This is a genomic window from Rhodococcus sp. YH1, from assembly GCF_009939605.1.
GTDB classification, from domain to species: domain Bacteria; phylum Actinomycetota; class Actinomycetes; order Mycobacteriales; family Mycobacteriaceae; genus Rhodococcus; species Rhodococcus aetherivorans.
The window spans coordinates 50017-64168 of the sequence record NZ_WVTE01000131.1 but is presented as its reverse complement, the minus strand read 5'-3'; the positions used below and the strand labels follow the sequence as shown (position 1 = coordinate 64168).

At 72.6% G+C, this 14152-nt stretch carries 14 protein-coding genes; 9 read left to right on the top strand and 5 right to left on the bottom strand.

Annotation, left to right across the window (positions count from 1 at the left end; translation table 11 throughout):
- Positions 1-255: 255 nt before the first annotated feature.
- The 3 genes from mraZ to AIIKEEIJ_RS11970 all read right to left on the bottom strand — a co-directional run bounded on the left by mraZ (position 256) and on the right by AIIKEEIJ_RS11970 (position 2270).
- The gene (gene mraZ, locus AIIKEEIJ_RS11980) at positions 256-687 is read right to left on the bottom strand and encodes a division/cell wall cluster transcriptional repressor MraZ (protein WP_010594381.1); all 432 of its coding nucleotides are present in this window, start codon (positions 685-687) and stop codon (positions 256-258) included.
- Between the two features lie 437 nt (positions 688-1124).
- The gene (locus AIIKEEIJ_RS11975) at positions 1125-1541 is read right to left on the bottom strand and encodes a DUF3040 domain-containing protein (RefSeq protein ID WP_006933389.1); all 417 of its coding nucleotides are present in this window, start codon (positions 1539-1541) and stop codon (positions 1125-1127) included.
- Positions 1542-1760: 219 nt separating this feature from the next.
- Positions 1761-2270 (bottom strand): SAV_6107 family HEPN domain-containing protein, encoded by a 510-nt coding sequence (locus tag AIIKEEIJ_RS11970; RefSeq protein ID WP_029544189.1) that lies wholly within the window; start codon positions 2268-2270, stop codon positions 1761-1763.
- Between the two features lie 178 nt (positions 2271-2448).
- Between AIIKEEIJ_RS11970 and AIIKEEIJ_RS11965 the strand changes: the two genes are divergently transcribed.
- The 5 genes from AIIKEEIJ_RS11965 to AIIKEEIJ_RS11945 are packed head-to-tail and all read left to right on the top strand — an operon-like array spanning position 2449 to position 7322.
- Entirely contained in the window at positions 2449-3048 is a 600-nt protein-coding gene (locus tag AIIKEEIJ_RS11965; protein WP_029544191.1) for a GNAT family N-acetyltransferase, read from the top strand.
- A 10-nt stretch (positions 3049-3058) separates the two neighbouring features.
- Positions 3059-4648 (top strand): FAD-dependent oxidoreductase, encoded by a 1590-nt coding sequence (locus tag AIIKEEIJ_RS11960; protein ID WP_161995731.1) that lies wholly within the window; start codon positions 3059-3061, stop codon positions 4646-4648.
- The gene (locus tag AIIKEEIJ_RS11955) at positions 4645-5448 is read left to right on the top strand and encodes a carotenoid biosynthesis protein (protein WP_161995730.1); all 804 of its coding nucleotides are present in this window, start codon (positions 4645-4647) and stop codon (positions 5446-5448) included. Before AIIKEEIJ_RS11960 ends, AIIKEEIJ_RS11955 begins: the two co-directional genes overlap by 4 nt.
- 31 nt (positions 5449-5479) lie before the next feature.
- Positions 5480-6181, top strand: coding sequence for an LppM family (lipo)protein (locus tag AIIKEEIJ_RS11950; protein WP_006933384.1), 702 nt, complete (start codon positions 5480-5482; stop codon positions 6179-6181).
- Between the two features lie 4 nt (positions 6182-6185).
- Positions 6186-7322: a glycosyltransferase gene (locus tag AIIKEEIJ_RS11945; RefSeq protein WP_161995729.1), complete on the top strand. Its 1137-nt coding sequence runs from the start codon at positions 6186-6188 to the stop codon at positions 7320-7322.
- A gap of 8 nt (positions 7323-7330) precedes the next feature.
- Here AIIKEEIJ_RS11945 and metF read toward each other — a convergent pair whose 3' ends face one another.
- Positions 7331-8299 carry a methylenetetrahydrofolate reductase [NAD(P)H] gene (gene metF / locus AIIKEEIJ_RS11940; RefSeq protein WP_443217102.1) on the bottom strand — a complete coding sequence of 323 codons (969 nt, stop codon included), beginning with the start codon at positions 8297-8299 and terminating at the stop codon, positions 7331-7333.
- Between the two features lie 181 nt (positions 8300-8480).
- Here metF and AIIKEEIJ_RS11935 point away from each other — a divergent pair, with 181 nt between their 5' ends.
- The 4 genes from AIIKEEIJ_RS11935 (at position 8481) to AIIKEEIJ_RS11920 (ending at position 13706) form a co-directional block, all read left to right on the top strand.
- Positions 8481-9554 (top strand): polyprenyl synthetase family protein, encoded by a 1074-nt coding sequence (locus tag AIIKEEIJ_RS11935; protein WP_029544199.1) that lies wholly within the window; start codon positions 8481-8483, stop codon positions 9552-9554.
- The gene (gene crtI / locus AIIKEEIJ_RS11930; RefSeq protein ID WP_161995728.1) at positions 9554-11086 is read left to right on the top strand and encodes a phytoene desaturase family protein; all 1533 of its coding nucleotides are present in this window, start codon (positions 9554-9556) and stop codon (positions 11084-11086) included. The genes AIIKEEIJ_RS11935 and crtI overlap by 1 nt, the downstream gene beginning before the upstream one ends.
- 116 nt (positions 11087-11202) lie before the next feature.
- Positions 11203-12801 carry an alpha-(1->6)-mannopyranosyltransferase A gene (locus tag AIIKEEIJ_RS11925; RefSeq protein WP_161995727.1) on the top strand — a complete coding sequence of 533 codons (1599 nt, stop codon included), beginning with the start codon at positions 11203-11205 and terminating at the stop codon, positions 12799-12801.
- Complete coding sequence (locus AIIKEEIJ_RS11920) at positions 12798-13706, top strand: phytoene/squalene synthase family protein (RefSeq protein WP_006933373.1); 909 nt, start codon at positions 12798-12800, stop codon at positions 13704-13706. The genes AIIKEEIJ_RS11925 and AIIKEEIJ_RS11920 overlap by 4 nt, the downstream gene beginning before the upstream one ends.
- A gap of 10 nt (positions 13707-13716) precedes the next feature.
- Here the strand turns inward: AIIKEEIJ_RS11920 and AIIKEEIJ_RS11915 are convergent, their stop codons facing one another.
- On the bottom strand, positions 13717-14088 hold the full coding sequence (locus AIIKEEIJ_RS11915) for an Rv2175c family DNA-binding protein (RefSeq protein ID WP_240004017.1): 372 nt from the start codon (positions 14086-14088) through the stop codon (positions 13717-13719).
- Positions 14089-14152: the final 64 nt, after the last annotated feature.

Here is a 14152-nt window from a genome sequence, read left to right as displayed (position 1 = left end):
TCTTCCTCCGGTTGTCCTGCTCGGTTCGTGGGCGATCGGATCGTGGCTTCGGTCGGGGGTTCGCAGTCACGCCTCCGGATACGACCGCGGCGAATGCATCGAGGTCTCTGTCCGAACTGGAAACCTGGCGTTGGGGAAGTACGTCAGGGTTCCGTTTCACGAACCTGGCACTGGGGAAGTGTGTCAGGGTCGCTGTCGGGCAGAGGCCTCGCGGCACTCGCCGCGGTGGCACTGCGGTCGCTGCTGCGGTTCCGGTCACAGAATGTCGTGCAGGGCCTCGTCTCTCGCTTCCGAAAACTCTTCCTCGTGCTCGGCGAGGTATTGCTCCCACGCCGCCGCGTCCCAGATCTCCAGGTGTTTGACGGCACCGATCACGACGCAGTCCTTCGTGAGCCCCGCGTACTTGCGGTGGGCGGCGGACAGGGTGATCCGGCCCTGCGCATCGGGACGCTGCTCGTCGGTTCCCGCCGCCAGGCTCCGGAGGAACGCCCGGGCCTGCGGATTGCTCCGCGAGGCCGCGGCGGCGCGCTCGGCCAGGGCGGCGAACTCGTCGCGCGGAAAGACGGAAAGGCTGTGGTCCTGACCCTTCGTGATCATCAACCCTCCCGCCAGTTCGTCTCGGTACTTCGCGGGCAGCGTGAGCCGCCCCTTGTCGTCCAGCTTGGGTGTGTGGGTACCGAGGAACACTCGACACCCCCCGCCACGCCCCGGCCGGACCCTGCCTACTACCCGACGGAGGAACCCCTCCGCCGCGACCCACACTACCCCACTTTCCCCCACGTTCAACCGCTTACGCGCCCGCGCGCGGCGCCGTTTTTCGACTGTGCGCAGTTCACGGCGGGTGGGGCGGAGTGGGCGACGACGCACGGCGCGGGCAGCGTCGCGACGCGCGGACCGAGACGCGGGCGCGGGACAGCGAACCCGGACGCGGGAAACACGCTGGTCGGCTCCGTCGCCTCCGCTGCGCGCCGGTCCCGGGAGCCGGAGTGGGCGGAAGTGGGGTACGAACGTGGGGGACGGCGGGGCACCCGGCGCCGCGGCCGCCGCTCGTCCGGGAACGACGAACGGCGCGTCCCGTGGCGGGACGCGCCGTTCGTGAGAACTCGCGTGGAAGTACTGTCGCGCTACTCCTGCTCGAAACGCCGGCGGAAGCGGTCCTCCATCCTCTTGCTGAACCCTCCACCGGACTTGCGGCCGCCGCGGGACCTACCATCCCCGGCACCGCGGCTTGCCCCGCGGGGACCGTCACCGACGCCTGGACCGCGCTTGCCTCCGAGGAGGAGCAGGACCCCCGCGCCGAACATGACGATGAATCCGACGAGACTGATGATCGGGAACCCACCCGGCTTCACCGGGAGGGCGACGCCCGCGATCAACAACGCCAAACCCAGTGCGAACAACGCGCCGGCCTGGAGCCGACGCCGACTGGACGCCATCCCCATCCGGCTTCCCCGGACGGTAGAGGCGAACTTGGGATCCTCAGCATAGAGCGCGCTCTCGATCTGTTCGAGCATGCGCTGCTCGTGCTCGGAGAGTGGCACGGTACCTCCCCCGGCACTAAAACGGTGGCCGCCGGATCTGCGGTCCAGATCGACGGGGGGCCGACTTTGACGGCCGCCTGGCTCAATAATACGAGTACATCCCGGCGGGGACCACCAACTGGGGATTCGAGTTCGATCACGGTTCCGAAGGTCCTGCGTATGACGGACCGACGACCCTGGCCCGGGCCGTCGAACGACCCGGGCTGCCCCCTGCACCGATCATGCGCTGCGCCGGTCGTCCCCCGACCTCGAATTCCCGGACGCCGACGGGTCGTCCGCGCCCGTCAGGTAGTCCTCCACCTCGTGGAGAAAGCGGCCCACCTCGTCGTAGAAGCGGCTCGCCTCGTCGGCGGGCACGGAACGCGTGACCCCCGCCTCGATCGCCGCGCGGGTGTCCGAACGATCGGCGAAGAAGTCCGCCCAGGCGGCGAACTCCGGCTCCGCGCGGGCCATGAGCACCCAGGCGTTGCGGGTGCGGGGACGCCGCGCCGGCCGCACCGCCCGCAACTCGGCGCCCGCGAGCACGGCGCCGGCACCGCGCAGGGCGGCGAGATAGGCCAGGTGGAATCGCTCGGACGGTTCCGGAGTGCCGGCGGCCGCCGAGAGCAGCTCGTCGGCACGGTCGAGCAATGTCGCGGCGCGCGACGACACCGGGCGGGCGGCGCAGTCCGATCGGCCGACGGCCCGCGGGCCGGTCGCACCCGACTGTGCGGTTCGTGACGTGACCATCACTCCGAACACCTCCTGCACCCCGCCGGGGCACCGGCCGGGTCACGGCCCCGGCGATCCGGCGATGTTCGCTTCCCTCGAACATCGCCGGATCCCCGGTATCGAACATCCGTTCGACGTATTCAATATAGCTGCACCTACCGACACGTCGTCAAGGGAAGGCGGTCCAGTCCCCGTCATGAGTACGGATGCGACCCCGCGGGGCGCGGCGCCGATCCTCGTCGATCTGTCCGCTGCCGAGTTCCGCGCGCGACTGCCCGAGGTGCTGCCCATCTACGTGGCCGCCATGCGATACCCGCGCGGCACCGAGTACCACCGCGCGCCCATGTGGTCCGAGCACTCCGCCCGGCCGGGATGGAAAGCCGTCGCGGCGGCACTGCCGGACGAACCATCGAGGCTCGTCGCGATCGCCTACGGCTATCGCGGGTCGCCGCACCAGTGGTGGAATCAGCAGGTGCGGACCGGGATGCGCCACGCCGGCTACCCCCCGGAGACGATCGACGCCGTCCTCGGCGACTACTTCGAGCTGACCGAACTGCACGTGCGGCCGGACGCCCAGGGTCACCGCATCGGGGAGGCGCTCCTGCGCCGGTTGCTGAGCGACCGCCCCGAGCGCACGGTCCTGCTGTCCACTCCCGAGATCGCCGGCGAGGACAACCGGGCCTGGCGGCTGTACCGGCGATTCGGGTTCCGCGACGTCGTCCGGCAGTTCCGGTTCACCGGGGACGCCCGCCCCTTCGCCGTCCTGGGACGGGACCTTCCGCTCGAAGGTCCGTAGCGTGGGCGGGGTGATCGATGCCGTCGTCGTGGGTTCCGGGCACAACGCCCTGGTGAGCGCGTGCTATCTGGCCCGTGCCGGCTGGTCGGTGGAGGTGCTTGAGAGGGACACCGTGCTCGGCGGCGCCGTGTCGACCGTGGAACGCTTCCCGGGCCACGCCGTCGACCGCGGCTCGTCGGCCCACGTCATGATCCGGCACACCGGCATCGTCGAGGAACTCGAGCTCGCCGCCCACGGCCTGCGCTACGTCGACTGCGACCCGTGGGCGTTCGCGCCCGCCCCCGTGGGCAGCGACCGTCCGGGCATCGTCTTCCATCGTGATCTCGACCGCACCTGCCGATCCGTCGAGGCCGCATGCGGAGCGCGCGAGGCCGACGCCTACCGCCGCTTCGTGACGGTGTGGGGTCCGCGCAGCGCCCGGGTGATGCGCTCGTTCTCGGTGCCGCCGACCGGCCGGCACCTGCTGTCGTCCTTCTGGGGCCTCGACGCCGGCAGTGGCGGCAGCGACCTCTCCCGGCAGTTCCTCACCACCGGCGACGCCCTGCTCGACGAGTACTTCGACGACGAGCCGCTCAAGGCCGCCCTCGCCTGGTTCGGTGCCCAGTCCGGCCCCCCGATGTCCGAACCCGGCACCGCCCCGATGGTCGGCTTCGCCGCGCTGATGCACGCGCTGCCGCCCGGCCGCGCCGTCGGCGGAAGCGGCGCGCTGACCCGGGCCCTGGCCGCCCGCCTCGCGGTCGACGGCGGCGTCGTCACCCTCGGCGACGCCGCCGCCGAGATCCGCCGGGCCGGGGACGGCTGGGCGGTACGTACCGACTCGGGACGCACCGTCACCGCGCGCACCGTGATCGCCGGCTGCCACGTGCTGACCACGTTCGATCTGCTCGAACGCGGCGGATTCGACCGCGCCCGCCTGAACGCATGGCGGCGCCGGATCCGCGTCGGCCCCGGCATCGGCATGGTGCTGCGCCTGGCGACCGACGCGCTGCCGCGGTACCCCAGCGGTCCCGCCGACGAGTCCGACGCCGTGCGGGGCCTGCAACTGCTCGTCGAGGACCGCGCCCGGCTCCGGCTCGCGCACGGCGCGGCACTGGCGGGGGAACTACCGCCGCGGCCGGCCGTGCTGGCCATGAGTTTCACGGCGCTCGATCCGTCGATCGCACCGCCCGGCGAACACCAGGTGACCCTGTGGTCGCAGTGGCACCCGTACCGGCTCTCCGGTGGCCGGCGGTGGCCCGCACTGGCCGAGTCGGAGGCGGATCGGATCGTCGCCGAGATGGAGCGCTTCGCCCCCGGCTTCGCCGGTCCCGTCCGGCACCGGCACATCCAGACCCCGCACGAGATCGAACGCGAACTGGGCCTGATCGGCGGCAACGTCATGCATGTGGAGATGTCGCTGGACCAGATGTTCATGTGGCGGCCGCTGCCGGAGCTGTCCGGGCACCGGGTGCCGGGTGCCGAGGGGCTCTATCTGACCGGCGCGTCCACCCATCCCGGGGGCGGGGTCTCTGGCGCGAGCGGGCGCAACGCCGCGCAGCGCGCGCTCGCCGACGCCGGGGGTGGCCCCCTGCGCCGGGTGCTGGGGCGGTGGCGGCGATGAATCGCCTGCCCGCCGTTCTCGCCGGCGGCGCGATCGCCGCGCAGATCGCCTATCCGCTGACCACCGGCCAGGCCCGCGACGTCGTCACCGTCGCGGTGGTCACCCTCCTCGCGGCCGCCGGGCTCGCGCACGCTGCGGCGCGGCGCGGCCTCGCCTGGACCGCCGGGTTCTTCGTGATCACGGCGGGTGTCGGCTTCGCCTCCGAGGTCGTGGGGACCGCCACCGGATACCCGTACGGCTGCTACGCGTACGCCACCGACCGGCTGGGTCCCGCCCTGTTCGACGTGCCCCTCGTGGTGCCGCTCGCCTGGACCGCGGGGATGTACCCGGTCTGGTACGTGGCCTCGCTGCTCGCCCGCGGCGGGATGCCGTGGCCGGGCGGGAACCGCGAGCGGGTGACCCGTATCGCGCTCACCACGGTGGGGATGGTCGGCTGGGACCTGTACCTCGATCCGCAGATGGTGTCCGACGGACAGTGGAGCTGGTGCAACGGCGGCGGCCTGCCGGGCATCGAGCAGATCCCGCTCACCAATTATCTCGGCTGGGTCCTCGTCGCCACGCTGATGGCGGTTGGGCTGGACCTGCTCGACCGGATCGGCCGGGTACACCCGGGCAACGACACCGTGCCGCTGGTGCTGTTCCTGTGGACGTGGCTCGGGTCTGCGCTCGCCCACGGCGTGCTCCTGAGCGCCCCGGAGCTGCGGTACTCGGCCGTCTATGGCTTCGCGGTCATGAGCGTGCTCGGCGTCCCGCTGCTGTGGTCGCTGCGGCGACGCGCCGGGGCAGGGGCTCGCGTCTGACACGTCCCCGCGCTCCTGGCACGATGGCGCTGTGCGCCTGCCCACCTCGCCCCGCTCCCGCCGACGGACCCTCTCGGCGGCGCTCCTGCTCCTGCTCGTCCCCGTGCTCGCCGGCTGCCTGCGGGTGCAGGCGACGATGGGGGTCTCGGCCGACGACCGCGTCTCCGGCCAGATCGTCGCCGCGACCATTCCCGCCGACGAGAACGACAAGGGACCGCAGCTGGTGGCCCCGGACTCGCTCGCCGACCGAGTCCGCGTGCAGGAGTACGACCAGGACGGGTACGTCGGCAGCCAGGTGTTCTTCAGCGATCTGAGCTTCGGCGACGTCCAACAGCTCGGGTCGATGTCCGACCAGACCTCGGGCACCTTCCAGCTCGCGCTGCAGCGCGCCGGAGACCTGGTGAGCGTCAACGGCAAGGTCGATCTCGAGTCGGTGCCCGTGCAGGGCACCGACGTCCAGATCACGATCGCGTTCCCGGCGCGGGTGGCCACGACCAACGGCACCCGTGAATCCGACTCGATCGTCACGTGGAAGCTGCCGGCCGGTGAGGTGAGCACGTTGCGCGCCGAGGTCCGCTACGCCGATCCGAACACCCGGGGATTCGCCGGCTGGGCGGGTATCGTCGCCGGCGTCACGACAGGCGTCGCCGCGATCATCGGGGTCCTCGCCTGGATGAACCGCAACCCCGCTCCCCCGCGGCAGCGCACACGCGGCGACGCGACGGCGTCCTAGGGCGATGCGGGCGCTGGTCGGGGTCGTCCGCGCCGGGGCGGCCGCCGCGACGCTGGGAGCTGCCGTCGCCGTCGTCAATCGTCTCACCCTGCCCCGGCTCGTCCCGGGTGGTGTGGTCGAGGAAGCGGTGACCGTGATCGTTCCGGCCCGCAATGAGGCCCGGCGCCTGCCGGATCTCGTCGCGGATCTGCGGGCCCAGCGGGGTCTGCGCCGGCTACGGGTGGTGATCTTCGACGACGACTCGGCCGACGGCACCGCCGAGGCGGCCCGGCTGGCGGCCGGGGACGATCCCCACGTCACGGTGATCCGCTCGACCGCGCCGCCGCCGCCCGGCTGGACGGGCAAGGCCGCGGCGTGCGCCCGCGCGTACGCGGCCACCGATCCGTCCGGCGTGGTCGTCTTCATCGACGCGGACGTGCGGTTGGAGCCGGGCGCGGTGGCGGCAGCGGTGACGCTGCTGCGGGACCGGCGGGCCGACCTGCTCACCCCGTGGCCCTTCCAGCGGGCCGGCTCCGCCGCCGAACAGCTCGTGCAGCCGCTGCTGTTCTGGTCCTGGTTCGCGACGCTGCCGGTCGCGGTGTCCCACCGCTCGCGCCGGCCGTCGACCGCGGTCTCGTGCGGCCAATTCCTGGTGTTCGACGCGCCGGCGTATGCCGCTGTCGGCGGGCACGTCGCGGTCGCGTCCAGTCCCACCGAGGACCTCGACCTCGCCCGGGCACTGCGCCGGGCCGGCCGGCGCACGATGGTGGCTGCGGCCGGCGACGTCGCGTCCTGCCGGATGTACGAGGGCGCTGCGCCGCTGCGGGCCGGGTACACGCGCTGGCTGTGGTCGGCGTTCGGCCCGCCCGCCGGATCCGCTGCGGTGCTCGTCGCCGCGGCGGCGACCTACGTGCTGCCTCCCGCGGCGGCTCTCCTCGGCCGCGGACCGGTCCGCGGCTGGGGGGTGGTCGGCACCGCCGCGGCTGTCGTCTCCCGGACCCTGGCCCGTGCGACCGAACGCGGCGGTGAGCCCGGCCCGTCCGACGTGGCGGCCGCACTCACCCACCCGTTCGCGGTGTGTGGGTTCGCGGCGCTGACGATCGACTCGCTCCGCGCGCGCCGCGCCGGCCGGCTCGGCTGGAAGGACAGGCCGCTGCCCTGACCGCTCGATCAGACCGCCGTCGGCACCGCGATGCCCAGGCGGGCCAGCACCTCGCGGGTGGCCCGGGCGAAATTCAGGGTGATGAAGTGCAGGCAGGGCGCACCCTCGGCGATGAGCCGCTCGGCCATCTCGGTGGCGACGTCGATGCCCACCTCGCGCACGGCGGCGCGATCCTCCTCCGGGCCGTTCCCGGCGGCCCGGACGAGGCGCTCCTCGAGCGCGGCCGGCAGCCTCGACCCGGAGAGTTCGAGGCTGCGCCGCGCGGTACGCAGCGACGTGATCGGCATGATCTCCGGAATGATCGGCTTGGCGCCCTGCTCCGGGTCGTAGGCCACGACCCGGTCCCGCAGCCGCAGATAGTCCTCGACGTCGAAGAACATCTGGGTGATCGAGTACTCGGCGCCGGCGCGCAGCTTGTGGACCAGGTACCGCGTGTCGTGCTCGAGGTCCGGGGAGCGGTGGTGCCCCTCGGGGAACGACGCCACCCCGACGTGGAAGTCACCGAGGTCGCGGACCAGCCGAACGAGTTCCTCGGCGTACTCGAGGCCCTCCGGATGCCTGGTCCATTCGCCCAGCGGGTTGCCCGGCGGGTCGCCGCGCAACGCCAGGATGTTGGTGATGCCGCGATCGGCGTATGCGCCGACCATGGCGCGCAGTTCGTCGATGCTGTGCCCGACGGCGGTCAGGTGCGCCACCGGCAGGAGCGTGGTTTCCTGCGCCAGCTGACCGGTGACCCGGACGGTGCGGTCGCGGGTGGAACCGCCCGCTCCGTACGTCATCGACACGAAGGCCGGGCCGAGGCGCTCGAACTCGCGCACGGCGCGCCACAGGCGCGCCTCCGCGTCGGCGTCGCGCGGCGGGGAGAACTCCACCGAGAACGGGATCCGTGCGCCTCGGGGCGCACGGAGTCGGTCCACCACCGACGACGTACGGGATTCTCCGCCGCCGTCCGGCCCGCTGTCGGAATCGAAAGTCACCCGACCAGCATAGGGGCACGTCGGAGCGGGCCGAACCGGGGCAAGCCCCTCGACCGCCGGATAGGGTGGGCTCGGGTGTGCCCGGCGCCTTTCGGGCTCGATCCGGGGCCGCACCCACCGTCGCCCGACGGGCCCGTCCACACACGACCAGGAGGACGCCCTGTTCACCGGATCCGAACCCGTGCCCGCCGCCTTGTTCCCCGATCTCGTCGAGGGCGCCCTGCGCGACTTCTTCGTCTCCCGGATCGAACTCGTGGAGCCGATCGGCGGCGGCTACCCCGAGGCCGTCACGGCACTCGAATCGTTCGTGCTGCGAGGCGGCAAGCGGGTACGCCCGGCGTTCGCGTGGAACGGCTGGCTCGGGGCCGGCGGCGACCCGTCGGGGCTCGACGCGCCCGCGGTGCTGCGGGTCTGCTCCGCACTCGAACTGGTGCAGGCCTGCGCCCTGGTGCACGACGACATCATCGACGCGTCCACCACCCGGCGCGGCTTCCCGACCGTGCACGTCGAGTTCGCCGACCGGCACCGCGCGTCGGGCTGGCGCGGCCGGCCCGAGCAGTTCGGTGCCGCCGTGGCCATCCTCCTCGGCGATCTCGCTCTGGCCTGGGCCGACGACATGGTCCGGGAGGCGGGACTGGAGCCGGCCGCGACCGCGCGGATCGCACCGGTGTGGTCGGCGATGCGCACGGAGGTCCTCGGCGGGCAGTTCCTCGACATTGCCGGAGAGGTGTCGGCCGACGAGTCCGTCCCCGCGGCGATGCGGGTCAACCGGTACAAGACCGCCGCGTACACGATCGAACGGCCGCTGCACCTCGGCGCCGCCCTCGCCGGGGCCGACGACGCGCTGATCACCGCCTACCGGGAATTCGGCACCGACATCGGGCTCGCCTTCCAGCTTCGTGACGATCTGCTCGGGGTGTTCGGGGATCCGGAGGTCACCGGCAAGCCGTCCGGCGACGACCTGCGCTCGGGCAAGCGGACGGTGCTGTATGCGCTGGCCCTGGAATCCGCCGACGCCCGTGACCCCGGCGCCGCGCGGTTGCTGCGCGAGAGTATCGGCTCGGACCTGTCCGACGCGGACGTGGAGAGGCTGCGGACGGTCATCACCGAGCTCGGGGCCGTGGAGCGGGTGGAACGCCGCATCGCCGCGCTCACCGACACCGCGCTGGCGACCCTCGACGCCTCGGGCGCGACGGACGAAGGCAAAGCCCGCCTGCGGGCGGCGGCGCTCCACGCGACGCGGCGGGCCGCCTGATGCGCACCGTGACCGGCGCGGAGCGGGTCGTCGTCGTCGGGGCCGGACTGGCCGGGCTCTCGACCGCGCTGTACCTGCTCGGTGCGGGCCGCAAGGTGACCGTCCTCGAGCGCGAGGCGACCGTCGGCGGGCGGGTGGGTGTGCACGCCGGGCCCGGATACGAGATCGACAACGGGGCCACGGTGCTCACCATGCCGGAGCTCATCGCGGACGCCCTGGCGGCGGTCGGCGCGGACTTCGAGTCCGTCACCCCGGCGGTGCGGCTGCAACGGCTCGCCCCCGCGTACCACGCCCGGTTCGCCGACGGCACGACCCTGGACGTGCACACCGATCCGGACGCGATGGTCGCCGAGGTCACCCGGGTGTGCGGCGCCGAGGAAGCGCAGCGCTACCTGCGGCTGCGCTCCTGGCTCGCCGAGATCTTCGACGCCGAATTCGACCGGTTCATGGCCGCGAACTTCGACTCCCCCCTCGACCTGGTCGCCTCCCCCGCGGCGGCGCGCGACCTGGCGACGTTGCTCCGCTTGGGCGGGTTCGGCCGGCTCGGCGCGCAGGTGAACCGCCGGATCACCGACCCGCGGCTGCGCCGGGTGTTCACCTTCCAGGCGCTGTACGCGGGCGTCGCGCCCGCGCGGGCCTTGGCGGTATACGGCGCCATCGCCCACATGGACACCTCCCTCGGTGTGTACGCGGTGGAGGGCGGCATGCGGGTGCTGGCCCGCGCCATGGCCGACGCGATCGTCGCCGCCGGCGGCGACCTGCGCCTCGGCACCGAGGTCGCGGGCCTCGACTTCGACGGCCGGACGGCCACCGCCGTCCGCACCGCCTCGGGCGAACGCGTCCCGTGCGACGCCGTGGTGCTGAGCCCGGATCTTCCCGTCGTGGACACGCTGCTGCCCCCACGCCGGCGACGACGCGTGCTCGCGTCGCCGTCGGCCGTGGTGCTGCACGGAAGCGTGCCGTCCGCCGTCGCCGCGCAGTGGCCCGCCACGCACCACCACACCATCGACTTCGGTGCGTCGTGGGAGGAGACGTTCGCCGAGATCAGCGCGGGCCGGGGCCGCGGCCGGCTGATGAGCGACCCCTCGCTGCTGATCACCCGGCCGGCGCTGAGCGACCCGGGTCAGAGGTTCCTCCGCGACGGCGTGTCGCACGAGCCGCTGTCGGTGCTCGCGCCCTGCCCCAATCTGGACAGCGCCCCGTACGACTGGTCCGCCCTGGCCGACCCCTACGCGGCAGAGCTCCTCACCGTCCTCGGCCGGCGTGGATACGGCGCCGTCGCCGACGAGTTCCGCATCGACCACATCGACACCCCGGCCACTTGGCAGGCCAGGGGCATGCTTGCGGGCAGCCCGTTCTCCGGGGCACACGTCTTCCGGCAGACCGGACCCTTCCGGCGACGGAACCTGGATCCGCGCCACCCCAACGTCGTGCTCGCGGGATCCGGAACCGTGCCGGGCGTGGGCGTGCCGACGGTCGTGCTGTCGGGCCGGCTCGCCGCCGAGCGGCTCGGCGTCCGCGCCGCGCGGTGAGCGGTGGACCGCCGGCGGCCGCGGCTGAACTAAACTGTCACCTCGTTCACCTGTCCGCCCGCGCCGCGCCCGGGCCCCGCACCGTCCACGACTTCCCGGGGGAGGAACTCGCAACCATGTCGTCCCCTGCCCCTTCCGACGCTGCACCACAGCATCCGTCGAAACCGCAGCCTCCGTCGGAATCGCAGCCGCCCGCCTCGCCGCCCGCGCGGAGCAGACCCGGCGACTTCCTGCGAAGCCCGGCCGGCAACGCCGGCCTGCTGGGTGCGCTCGGCGCCGCATTCGTCACGTTCGGTGGCTTCGGTGCGGGCAGCGTCCGGCGGGAGGACCCGCTGCTCGAGGACCTGTACCTGTCCTGGTTGCGGTTCGGGCACGGCCTGCTGCTCTCGACGATCCTGATCTGGGCCGGCGTCCTGTTGATGATCGCCGCCTGGGTGCGGCTGGGCCGGAGCACCCTCGCCGGGCACGTGACGCTGCGCGAGCTGTGGACGGTGCTGCCCATGTGGGTGGCGCCGCTGCTGGTGGCCTCGCCGATGTTCAGCCGCGACGCCTACTCCTATCTCGCCCAGGGGGCGATGCTCCGCGACGGCTTCGACCCCTACCTCGACGGTCCGGTCGTCAACCCGGGCGTCCTGCTGGACAACGTGAGCAACGTGTGGAAGACGACCACCACCCCGTACGGTCCGGTGCATCTGCTGCTCGGTGCCGGCATCACGTCGCTGACGGGGGACGACGTCGTCACCGGCACCTGGTTGCTGCGACTGACGATGCTGCCGGGACTGGTGCTCACCGCGTGGGCGGTGCCGAAGCTGGCGCGCCGGCTCGGCGGCAACCCCCGCATCGCCCTCTGGCTGGCAGTGCTCAACCCGCTGATCCTGATTCATCTCATCGGCGGTGTCCACAACGAGATGCTGATGGTCGGTTTCATGATCGCCGGCATCGTGCTCGTGCTGGAGGGCCGGCACGTCGGCGGCATCGCACTCGTGTCCGTCGGTGCGGCCGTCAAGGCGTCGGCGGGCATCGCCCTGCCGTTCCTGGTGTGGATCTGGATTCTGCACGAACGTGACCGCGCCCGGGCGCAGGGCCGCGAACCGGCCGCTCCGATCGTGCTGTTCGTGAAGACCGCAGGCGCGGGGCTGCTGGTGTTCGCGGCCGTGTTCGGAGCGGCCTCGGCGCTCGCAGGCGTCGGTATCGGCTGGCTGACGGCCCTGTCCGGCTCCTCGAAGATCATCAACTGGCTGTCGCTGCCGACGATCATGGCGCACGCGGTCACGTGGTTCACGCCCTGGCAGCTAGGGTCCATCCTCGACGTCACCCGCATGCTCTGCGCCGTGGCCCTGGGGGTGATCATGGTGGTGACGTGGTGGCGGTTCCGGCACACCGAGCGCGACGCCGTGCTCGGGATCGTGATCACGCTGACCGCGATCACCGTGCTCTCGCCGGCCGCCCTGCCGTGGTACTACTCGTGGCCGCTCGCGGTGGCCGCGGGCTTCGCCCTGTCGACGACCACGTTGGCAGTGCTCGTAGGCCTGTCCAGCTGGCTGATGCTGATCTTCAATCCCGACGGCTCGATCGGCATGTACAACCTTGCCCACGTGATCCTGGCGATCGTCATCTCGGTGATCGCCGCCGTGTCGCTTCGCACCGTCGACCCGCTGCGGCTGCGCGCGCGGCGCGAGCCACCGATCACCGCCGTCTCCCCGGATCCGAGGTGACCGTGACCGAGACCGACGCGGGATTCCGCTACTGCGAGGAGCTGGCGGCCACGCACGGCCGGACGTACTACCTCGCCACCCGCCTCCTGCCCCGCCCGCGACGGTCGGCGGTCCACGCCCTCTACGGGTTCGCCCGCCTCGTCGACGACATCGTCGACGTGACCGCGGTCGACGACCCGGCCGGCGCGGCGCTGCAGGTGACCGCGACGGAGCGCCGGCTGCACGCCGCGCTCGCCGGTGATCCCGGACCGGCGGACGCCACCGGGTTGGTGGTCGGGGCGCTGGCCGAGACGATCCGGCGCTACGACCTGCCGCTGGACTACTTCGAGGCGTTCGTCCGGTCGATGCGCATGGACATTCCCGGCACGCCCGAGTTCCGGGCCCGCTACGACGACATGCCGCAACTGCGGGAGTACATGTACGGCTCCGCGGCGGTCATCGGGCTGCAGTTGCTGCCGGTGTTCGACGTGGCCGACATCGACGCCGCCGCACCCTACGCCGCGGCGCTCGGGGAAGCCTTCCAGCTCACGAACTTCATCCGCGACGTGGGTGAGGACCTCGATCGGGGGCGCACCTACCTGCCGGCCGACACCTGGGCCGCGTTCGGGGTGGACGTCGCACTGCTCGAGCACGGCCGACGCACCGGCGGGAGCCCGGATCCGCGGGTGCGCCGGGCCCTGGCCCACTTCGTGGCGCTGACGCGCGCGGAGTACCGCCGCGCCGAGCCCGGTCTGGCGCTGCTGCCGGACCGGATCCGGCCCGGCATCCGCACCGCCTTCGAGCTGTACGGAGGAATCCTCGACGAGGTCGAGCGCAGCGGGTACCGCGTCCTCGACGTGCGCGCCGTGGTCCCCACGCGGCGCCGTGCGCGGGTCGCGCTGACACAGCTGGCCCGCCTGCGCTGAGCCGCCGGAGTCAGAAACCGAGCGCCTGCGCCCGGCGCATGACCTCCCGCCTCGCGTGGGTGTGCATCGCCGCCGCCGGGGAGCCGCCCGCGAGCGTGTCGTCCTCCCGGAACATCCAGTTCAGGATCTCGTCGTCCCGGAATCCCCCGTCGTGCAGCACCGCGATGAGACCGGGGATGCCCGTGAGGATCCGACCGTCGTCGTCGAAGAACGCCGCCGGCACGGCCAGCACGCCGTCCCGCTTGATCGCCAGCAGCTGGCGGTCGCGCAGCAGCTGGTGGACCCGGGTGATCACCAGGCCGAGCTGCTTCGCCACGTCGACCAGTTGCAGCACGGGTACGGAGCGGTCGAGGACGTCTTCGCTGTAAGGGATAGCACTCACGCCGCTAACGTTATCGGGTTCGCGGCGGCTGCCACGACGGGCCGTCGGGTGATCACCGCGGCGA

Coding starts and splice junctions, on each gene's coding strand:
- AIIKEEIJ_RS11970 (WP_029544189.1), bottom strand. CDS start 2,270: ATGGTCACGTCACGAACCGCACAGTCGGGTGCGACCGGCCCGCGGGCC.
- AIIKEEIJ_RS11965 (WP_029544191.1), top strand. CDS start 2,449: ATGAGTACGGATGCGACCCCGCGGGGCGCGGCGCCGATCCTCGTCGAT.
- AIIKEEIJ_RS11955 (WP_161995730.1), top strand. CDS start 4,645: ATGAATCGCCTGCCCGCCGTTCTCGCCGGCGGCGCGATCGCCGCGCAG.
- AIIKEEIJ_RS11945 (WP_161995729.1), top strand. CDS start 6,186: ATGCGGGCGCTGGTCGGGGTCGTCCGCGCCGGGGCGGCCGCCGCGACG.
- crtI (WP_161995728.1), top strand. CDS start 9,554: ATGCGCACCGTGACCGGCGCGGAGCGGGTCGTCGTCGTCGGGGCCGGA.
- AIIKEEIJ_RS11925 (WP_161995727.1), top strand. CDS start 11,203: ATGTCGTCCCCTGCCCCTTCCGACGCTGCACCACAGCATCCGTCGAAA.